General features: G+C 68.7%; 6 protein-coding genes. 2 read left to right on the top strand and 4 right to left on the bottom strand.

What is annotated here, in order from left to right; all coding sequences use genetic code 11:
- The 4 genes from ACXJKR_RS17385 to ACXJKR_RS17370 all read right to left on the bottom strand — a co-directional run.
- Positions 1-940 (bottom strand): SMP-30/gluconolactonase/LRE family protein (locus ACXJKR_RS17385; protein WP_457323886.1); only part of this gene is annotated, 940 nt, incomplete at its 3' end.
- Positions 937-1770, bottom strand: coding sequence for an NAD-dependent epimerase/dehydratase family protein (locus ACXJKR_RS17380; RefSeq protein ID WP_457323885.1), 834 nt, complete (start codon positions 1768-1770; stop codon positions 937-939). The genes ACXJKR_RS17380 and ACXJKR_RS17385, both read right to left, overlap by 4 nt.
- 82 nt (positions 1771-1852) lie before the next feature.
- Positions 1853-2935: a LacI family DNA-binding transcriptional regulator gene (locus tag ACXJKR_RS17375; RefSeq protein ID WP_056204784.1), complete on the bottom strand. Its 1083-nt coding sequence runs from the start codon at positions 2933-2935 to the stop codon at positions 1853-1855.
- Between the two features lie 58 nt (positions 2936-2993).
- Positions 2994-5117, bottom strand: a complete 2124-nt coding sequence (locus ACXJKR_RS17370; RefSeq protein WP_457323884.1) for an alpha-glucuronidase family glycosyl hydrolase — start codon at positions 5115-5117, stop codon at positions 2994-2996.
- 374 nt (positions 5118-5491) lie between these two features.
- Between ACXJKR_RS17370 and ACXJKR_RS17365 the strand changes: the two genes are divergently transcribed.
- Together ACXJKR_RS17365 and ACXJKR_RS17360 are read left to right on the top strand one after the other, a co-directional pair.
- Positions 5492-6688 carry an ROK family transcriptional regulator gene (locus tag ACXJKR_RS17365; protein WP_056204789.1) on the top strand — a complete coding sequence of 399 codons (1197 nt, stop codon included), beginning with the start codon at positions 5492-5494 and terminating at the stop codon, positions 6686-6688.
- Positions 6689-6706: 18 nt separating this feature from the next.
- On the top strand, positions 6707-8362 hold the full coding sequence (locus tag ACXJKR_RS17360; RefSeq protein WP_056204792.1) for a glycoside hydrolase family 43 protein: 1656 nt from the start codon (positions 6707-6709) through the stop codon (positions 8360-8362).
- Positions 8363-8576 lie beyond the last annotated feature (214 nt).

The raw sequence follows: 8576 nt of genomic DNA, 5'->3' as shown, positions 1-8576 counted from the left end.
CGTACAGCGCATACAGCGAATGCGTGCTCGCCATGAAGAGGCGGTTGCCCTTGGCGCCGCCGAAGCAGAGATTGGCGCAGCGCTCGGGCAGGTGGATATGCGCCAGCGGCTTGCCCAAGGGGCCGTAGACGCGCACACCGTCCAGCATCGCCGCATCCGCATCCGCGCTGCCGTCACTGCCAAAGCCACACCAGAGATTGCCTTGCACATCGACGGCCATGCCGTCGAAAGCCCCCGGGCACCCCGGGTCGATCATCAGCCGCTTGTTGCTCAAGGACACGCCATCCACGTCATAGGCCCAGATCAACCGATGCGGCTGGGCGCGGCTTTCAATGACGTAGAGGGTCTTGCCGTCAGGACTGAAGGCCAGCCCATTCGGGCCCTTGAGATCGTCGATCTGCAGTGTCAGCTCGCCGGTCACGCCATCGATGCGGTAGACGGCCGGCGTCAATTCGGATTCGGCCTTCTCGCCCTCGAAGTCGCTGGCGATGCCGAACAGCGGGTCGCTGAACCACAGGCTGCCGTCGCCCGGATGGCAGGTGATGTCGTTGGGCGAATTCAGCCGCTTGCCTTGATGGCGATCCGCCAGCACCGTGATGCGGCCGTCGTACTCGGTGCGCGTGATGCGGCGCGTCAGGTGTTCGCAGCTGACGAGGCGCCCCTGGCGGTCGCGCACGTGACCGTTGGCGTTGTTGCTGGGGTTGCGGAACTCGCTGATGGCGCCGGTGGTCTCGTCCCAGCGCAGGATGCGGTTGTTGGGGATGTCGGAGACGAGCAGGTAGCGCCCGTCGCCAAACCAGACCGGCCCCTCGGCCCAGGCCAGGCCGGTGGCCAGTTGCTCAATGCCCGCAGGGAAGAGGCGCAGCGGCAGGAAGGCGTCGTCCAGCACCTCGATGGCCGGGTCAGGCCGGCGGGCGTTGGGCGTGAAGGGGATCTTCATTTATCTTCCGGCGCCTTCTCGAAGGGGCCGAGGATGACGAACTGGCCGCCCTGGCAGCGCACCTCGGGCCGGCTGGGGTCGACATAGGGCTGGGCCGCCTCGACCTCGGCGCGCCAGGGCTCGGAGCTGTCCTGGGGCTTGAAACCGATGTGGTTGGACGCGCTGTTGTCCCACCAGGTCGAGCGGTTGTCGCTCATGCCGTAAATGATGCTGTGGCCGACGACGGGCGCGCTCAGTGCGGCGACGAGGAGGCGCTCCAGGTCGTCAAAGCTCAACCAGCTCGACAGCATGCGGCGGTCCGTCGGCACGGGCCAGCTGGAACCTATGCGCACCGACACCGTCTCCAGGCCGTGGCGGTCGAAATAGAACTGGGCCAGGTCCTCGCCAAAAGCCTTGGACAACCCGTAGTAGCTGTCCGGCCGCGGCGCGGCCCTTGGCGTCAACGTCTCGCCCTGGCTGTAGAAGCCGGTCACGTGGTTGGAGCTGGCGAAGATGATGCGCTTCACGCCGCGCTGGCGGGCCGACTCGTAGACGTTGTAGGCGCCGACGATATTGGCCGGCAGCACCACGTCGAAGGGTTTCTCGATCGACACGCCGCCGAAGTGCAGCACGGCGTCGACATCCTTCAGCAGTGACTGCATGGCAGCCAGATCTTCGAGCGGCGCCTGCACGACTTCCTCGCCCTCGCCGGCGGGGTCCATGGGTGCGAGGTCCGACAGCCGCAGCACGTCGCAGTAATGCTTCATGCGCGGCCGCAGCACGCGGCCGAGGTTGCCGGCGGCGCCGGTCAGCAGCAGGCGCTTGAAGCGCGGGGCGGAGAGAGGGTTCATTTCAGGGCGATGCGTGTGGATTGCGGGCAGAGCGCGGGCCTCTCCCAAGCCGGCCCGCTTTGGGCTTAGACGAGCGGCTCACTCATGCGCCGATGCGCAAGGGCGGGCGCAGCCGCGGCGCCGCGTCGGACTGGCGTCGGACCAGCGCGAAATCCATGAGCTCATGCTCGCAGGGCAGAGGCACTCCGGTGCGGCGCGCGCGGATGTGACGCACCAGCAGGTCCACCGCGGCACCGGCCATCTCCATGATGGGCTGGCGCACGGTGGTCAGTTCGGGCCAGATGGTCGTGGCCAGCGGCGCATCGTCGAAGCCGACGACCGTCAGGTCGCTGGGCACGTCCAGGCCCATGCGATGGGCGATGGCGACCGTGGCTGCGGCCATGTCGTCGTTGCTGGCGAAGATAGCCGTCGGCCGGCGCTCCTGCGAAAGCAGGAACTCGGCCGCGTCCAGGCCCGAGCGGTAGGTGAACATGCCCTGGGCGACGACCTCCTCCTCCTCGATGTTGAGGCCGGCGTCGGCCATCGCCGCATGGAAGCCGGCCAGGCGGCGGGCGCTGCTGCTCTGGTAGGGGTCGCCGATGATGAAGCCCATGCGGTGGTGGCCCAGGTTCAGCAGGTGGCGCGTCATCTCGTAGGCGGCCTGGTAGTCGTCGATGCCGACGGCGCAGACGGCTTCGGGCGGCACGCCGCTGGACACGACCACGGCCGGCGTGTCGGTCTCGGCCACGAGCTTCAGCAAGGGCTGGGAATCGCAGAAGGGCGGCGGCAGGATGAGGCCGTCGATGCCGTTGGCGATCATCTCGGCCACCGGCTTCTCCTCACCCTCGCGCGCGGCCTCGCAACGCTGCACGACGAGCTGCACATGGCGCAGGCTGGCCTTGTTCAGCAAGCCGATGAGGAATTCATTGAGATAGCCGGCCGTCGGATCGATGTAGAGCATGCCGATCCGAATCGGCTCGGACCCGGCCAGGTGGCGCGCGGCCTGGTTGGGCAGGTAGTTCAGCTCGGCGACGGCGGCCTGCACCTTCTCACGCGTGCCCGGGCGCACGTTCTGCTCCCCGTTGATGACCCGCGACACCGTCATCGGCGACACCCCGGCCAGCGCGGCGACATCGGCGATGGTCGCGACCTTGGGGCTGCGCCCGGAGCGAGCGGTTGGCTTCAAAAGGGTCCCTCGGATGGTGGTGGGTTTGTTTGCGCAATCATATTTGGCTTGGGGACTCTCAGCCGCCGCGCCCCGGCGCGAAGTTGAAGCGCAGCGCTTTGTAGTCGTCCAGCGAGCGCTCGGGGGGCCGCACGCCGGGCGGCAGCAGCAACCCCGAGGCGGACTGGAAATAGGCGAGGCAGGCATCCCGCCACCAGCGAGCCTCGGTCTCCTGCACTGCCAGGTAGGCGGTGACGTCGGCATGGCGGGCGGGGTCGATGTCGGCTTGCAGCGTGGCCCAGCGCGCGCGCGCGTCGACGACGCTCGCGACGCCACGGTCGTAGCGCGCTACCAATTCGGCCCACAGCGTGCGGCCAGACGCCAGCCGGTAATCCCAGGGCAGGTGGTGGAACCAGAGCAGCCACTCCTCGGGCGTCGTCTCCGGCCGTGCCAGGCGGGCGGCCCAGCCGGGCGCGTACTGGGCCGTCGCGTTGCTGCCGCGCGGCGAGCGGTCGAAACCGATGCCGTCACGGCCGGCGCGGTGGAAGTAGACCGGGTTCCAATCGGCCCGCTCCAGGTTGTCGACCCAGGGCGCCGGGCCATGGTGGTGGCCCGTGCCCATCAGATGGTGCAGACCCAGAGGCGTCATGTAGTCGACCACCGCCTCGCGCGAAGCCGTCATGATTGAAACGATGCTGTCGACGGCCCCGGGCTTGGCCGTGAAGGTCTGCATGACCCATTCGCGGGCGACGTCGGACGCGCGTAGGTCAGCGTCCCAGGCCAGCCGGCCGAAGGCATACCAGTTGGCGCAGTCAAAGTGGGAGCCGCACCAGTTGCGATCGGTGCCGATGTTGGCCACTCCTGCCATCGCCGTCAGCTGCCCGGCAACCGTCACGCCTGACGGCCGCAAGGTGTCGGTGCGCAGCACCTCCTCGAACAGCGGGCCGAGATAGACCAGGTGCGTCGAGAAGCCGAGGTATTCCTTGGTGATCTGCAGCTCCAGCGCCAGCGGCGTCTTCGGCATGGCGCCGAACAGCGGATGGAAGGGCTCGCGCGGCTGGAAGTCGATGGCGCCGTTCTTGACCTGCACGATGACGTTGGGCGCAAAGCGGCCGTCCAGCGGCTGAAACTCCGCATAGCCCTGCTTCGCGCGGTCACCCGCGTCCGGCGCGTAGACGAAAGCCCGCCACATGACGATGCCGCCGTGCGGCGCCAATGCCTCGGCCAGCATGTTGGCGCCGTCGGCATGGTGGCGGCCATAGTCCTGCGGACCCGGCTGACCCTCGGAATTGGCCTTGACGAGAAAACCACCGAAGTCGGGGATGCGCCGGTAGATCTCGTCGGCCTTGGCCTGCCACCAGGCGCGCACGGCCGGGTCCAGCGGGTCTGCAGTCTTCAGCCCGCCCAGTTCGACGGGCGCCGAGAAGCGTGCCGACAGGTAGACGCGGATGCCATACGGCCTGAACACATCGGCCAGCGCCGCCGCCTTGGCGAGGAAGGGCGCGGTCAAGGAATCGGCCTTGGCATTGACGTTGTTCAGCACCGTGCCGTTGATGCCCAGCGACGCATTCGCGCGGGCGTAGTCGACGTAGCGCGCATCGCGGATGTCGGGCAGCTTCCACCAGTCCCAGATCGACGCCCCCGCATAGCCGCGCTCGACCGTGCGGTCCAGGTTGTCCCAGTGGTTGAGCAGGCGCAAGCCGAGCCTGGGTGCGGAACGCAGGTCCAGCTTGCCGAGGTCTGCGCCCGTTTGCGCCGCGCGCAGCCAGGCGAAGCTGCCGTAGAGCAGGCCGATGTCGGCGTTGGCCGCGATCAAGGTCACGGCCCGGCCTTGGAGCTTCAGGCTGCGCAGCAGATAGCCCTCGCGGCCCAGCTCGGCCCAAGGCAAGTTCAGCCCGGCCGGCGCGCTGGCCGGCGTGACCAGCAGCAGAGCACCGTCCGCCAGCTGGGCCGACACGGCCGGCTCCCGCCCCGTCAGGCCCGCCACGCCGCGCTTCAATTCCGCAACGGCGGCGTGCAGCGTTGGTGACATCGGCTCGGCAGGGAGGATGCTGCGGGCCCGCGTCAGCACCTCGCTTTGAGTCACGGCTGGCAATCCGCGGTAGCGCTGCCACAGTTCGAAGCCATCCTCCACCGCACTCCATGCGGGTTGCAGCGCGGCCGCCAGCAGCAAGCCGGCCAGGCCTCGGGCCCATGTCTTCATCAGGTCTCCTGTATGGGCCGACCGGGGGCGCAACCCCGGAATCGCGGGAATGTTAGAGATTTCTCGCTTGCGCAATGCAAAATGGTAGCGCTACATTTGAGTCCATAGCAAGCGGTGTCGGAAGGACGCCGCTCAAGACGGAGACCGCATTGAATTCTCATCCCGCCCTACCGGCTCCCGCCACCTGCCCCGACGCCCTCGCGCTTCGGGGAGATGCGCCGAAAGCCGCGTGATGGTCGGGGCTGTCGCCACGCCGCCGGGCCGGCAGCGCTGGGCTATGCGCGCGCGGCCTTTTGTAGCGCCCACCGTCAACTACGTCCCCACCCTGCAGCGGCCCTTCGCGGCCGACGGGCTGTAAACCATCTAGGGCCCACATGCAGTTCACCGCCGATCAGCACCTGCTCAAAGACCTCAACCGCATGGCCGTCGTGCGGCAGCTGAGCGCGTGGCCCGGGCAATCGCGTGCGGCGCTGGCCGAGTCGCTGCAGCTGACCAAATCCACCGTCAGCGGGCTGGTGAAGGAGCTGATCCACGAGGGCTGGCTGCTGGAGCGCGAGGTCGTCGCGACCGGCGAGCTGGGCCGCCGGCCGACGCCCCTCTTCGTCGACCCCGGACGGCTGGTGCTGCTGGGCGCCGAGCTGGGCGTGGAGGGCGTGCAGGTCGTCGCCACCTCGCTGACCGGCGACGTGCTGGCCCGTGCGCGCGCGCCGCTGGACGCCGGACGGGACGCCCCTCTCGCGCTGATGCGCGCCGCCCGGCTGCTGACGCAGGTGTACGCGCGCCTGGACACGCCGGCTCAGCGGGTCATCGGCATCGGCATCGGGCTGCCCGGCGGCGTGGACGAGCAACGCGGCCATCTGCATTTCGCCCACAACCTCGGCTGGCGCGACCTGCCCGTCGGCCGGCTGCTGGTCGAGCATCTGCGCAACACGCCGCTGCAGGGCGTGCCGCTGTTCGTGCAGAACGACGCCGATGCTGCGGCCCTGGGCGAGCTGGAGTTCGGCGCCGACGGCCGCGACCCGCTGATCTACCTGAGCCTGGGCCTGGGCGTGGGCGCCGGCATCGTCGTCGAGGACCGGCTGCTGACCGGCGCTCACGGCCTGGCTGGGGAGGTCGGCCACACGACGCTGGAGATCGACGGCCCGCGCTGCAGCTGCGGCCGCCGCGGCTGCGCCGAAGCCATGATCGGCTTTCGGACCATGCTGCCCGCCGGCGAAGAAGGCGGTGGCCTGGCCGGGATCCAGCGCCGGCTGAGCGCCAGGCAGCCCGACAGCATCGAAGCCGTCGCCCGCGCCGGCAGCTATCTGGGCATGCTGCTGGGTAATCTCTGCGCCGCCTACGACCCCGGCCGCATCGTGCTCGGCGGCCCCGCCGTCGAGATCGGCGCCCCCTTTCTCGAGCACGCCTTCCGCACGCTGGAAGCCTATGCCAGCGCCGCCGGCGTGGCGCCGCCCCTGGTCACCCTGTCGCGCTTCGGCGTCGATGCCGTCGCCGTCGGTGCCGCGGCCCTGGCCCGCTACCGTCTCACCCGCCCCCTGATCGCCGCCAGCCGCCTGGCTGCGGCCGCCTGACTCTCTCTGCACCGACACATGATCACCAACCCCATCCTGCCGGGCTTTCACGCCGACCCCTCGATCTGCCGCGTTCCAAGTGATGGCGGTGACGACTACTACATCGCCACCTCCACCTTCGAGTGGTGGCCCGGGGTGCGCATCCACCATTCGCGCGACCTGCAAAACTGGCGCCACCACAGCTACGCCGTCACGCGCAAGAGCCAGCTCGACCTGCTCGGCCACCCCGACTCGGCCGGCGTCTGGGCGCCCTGCCTGAGTTACTCGGGTGGCCAGTTCTGGCTCATCTACACCGACGTGCGCTCCACCTTCGGCGCATTCAAGGACACCCACAACTACCTGATCACCGCGCCCAGCATCGACGGCCCGTGGAGCGAGCCCATCTACCTGAACAGCTCCGGCTTCGACCCCAGCCTCTTCCATGACGACGATGGCCGCCAGTGGCTGCTGAACCAGCAATGGATCCACCAGCCCGGCAAGCACCACTTCAACGGCATCCTGCTGCAGGAGTACGACCACGAAGCCAGGCGCCTGATCGGCCCGGTGAAGAACATCTATGCCGGCACGCCGCTGGGCGTGGTCGAAGGGCCCCACCTCTACCGCCGCAACGGCTGGTACTACCTGCTGACGGCCGAGGGCGGCACCTTCTACGAGCATGCCGTCACGCTGGCCCGCTCACGCAACATCGACGGCCCCTACGAGACGCTGCCTGGCAACCCGCTGCTGACGGCCTGGCAGCAGCGCACCGACGGCCTGCAGCGCAGCGGCCACGCCAGCCTCGTGCAGACGGCCCATGGCGATTGGTACCTCGCCCACCTCTGTGGTCGCCCGCTGGAATGGAGTGGCCCCAACGCGGACAGGCAGAACGGCGAGTACGTCGGCCTGCACTGCCCGCTGGGCCGCGAGACCGGCATCCAGCGCATCCACTGGCGCGATGACGACTGGCCGGAGATCGAAGGCGGCGGCAATGCGCCGCACTTGCAGGTGGCCGGGCCGGGCCTTCCCGAGCATGTCTTCCCGGCCGAGCCGGCGCGCGACGATTTCGACGGCGTCACGCTCAACCACCACCTGAACTCGCTGCGCGTGCCCTTTGACGAAAGCTGGATCTCGCTGACCGAGCGCCCCGGCTGGCTGCGCCTGAAGGGCCGCGAATCGCTGATGAGCCTGTTCGACCAGAGCCTGGTCGCGCGCCGCCAGCAGCATTTCAACTGCCGCATCGAGACGCGCCTGGAATTCGCGCCCGAGCTATTCCAGCAGATGGCCGGCCTGGTGGCCTACTACAACACAGGCAACCACGCTTATCTGCACGTCAGCCGCGATGTCGATTCCGGCCGGCGCGTGCTGCGCCTGACCGTCAACCGCGACTCGGCGCTGAGCGAGCCGGCCACGCCGGTCGTGCTGGCGGAGGGCCCGGTCGACCTGGCCGTCGAGTTCCGCCACGACCGCTACCAGTTCCAGTTCGCTCAAGCCAATCAAGCGGGCGGTGCCTGGCAGGACGTCGGCCCGGCGCTGGACACCGCCATGCTCAGCGACGAAGCCGTGACGCGCTTCGTCGATGGCTACGCGCGCAGCTTCGGCTTCACCGGCAACTTCATCGGCATTGCCTGCCAGGACCTGTCGGGCCAGCGCCTTGCCGCGGACTTCGACTACCTTTCTTACGAAGCACGGCCCTGAGACCGCGCCTCTCTTAAAACGACACGAGACACCCCATGGCCACCACCCACCAGCCCTTGTCCTTCATGGAGAAGGCCGGTTACAGCTGCGGCGACGCGGCTGCGAACCTGGTCTTCATGTCCATGATCCTGTTCCAGCTCAACTTCTACACCGACGTGTTCGGGTTGAGTGCGAGCACGGCGGCCGCCATCCTGCTGTGGCCGCGGCTGTGGGA

The sequence above is a fragment of the Roseateles sp. P5_E11 genome, from assembly GCF_054049355.1.
Note: the sequence above shows the minus strand (reverse complement) of the source record. Positions and strands in the feature narration are given on the sequence as shown.

What these genes read in the sequence shown, in the direction of transcription:
- ACXJKR_RS17370 (WP_457323884.1), bottom strand. Translation starts at nt 5,117, where the DNA reads ATGAAGACATGGGCCCGAGGCCTGGCCGGCTTGCTGCTGGCGGCCGCG.
- ACXJKR_RS17360 (WP_056204792.1), top strand. Translation starts at nt 6,707, where the DNA reads ATGATCACCAACCCCATCCTGCCGGGCTTTCACGCCGACCCCTCGATC.
- ACXJKR_RS17380 (WP_457323885.1), bottom strand. Translation starts at nt 1,770, where the DNA reads ATGAACCCTCTCTCCGCCCCGCGCTTCAAGCGCCTGCTGCTGACCGGC.
- ACXJKR_RS17365 (WP_056204789.1), top strand. Translation starts at nt 5,492, where the DNA reads ATGCAGTTCACCGCCGATCAGCACCTGCTCAAAGACCTCAACCGCATG.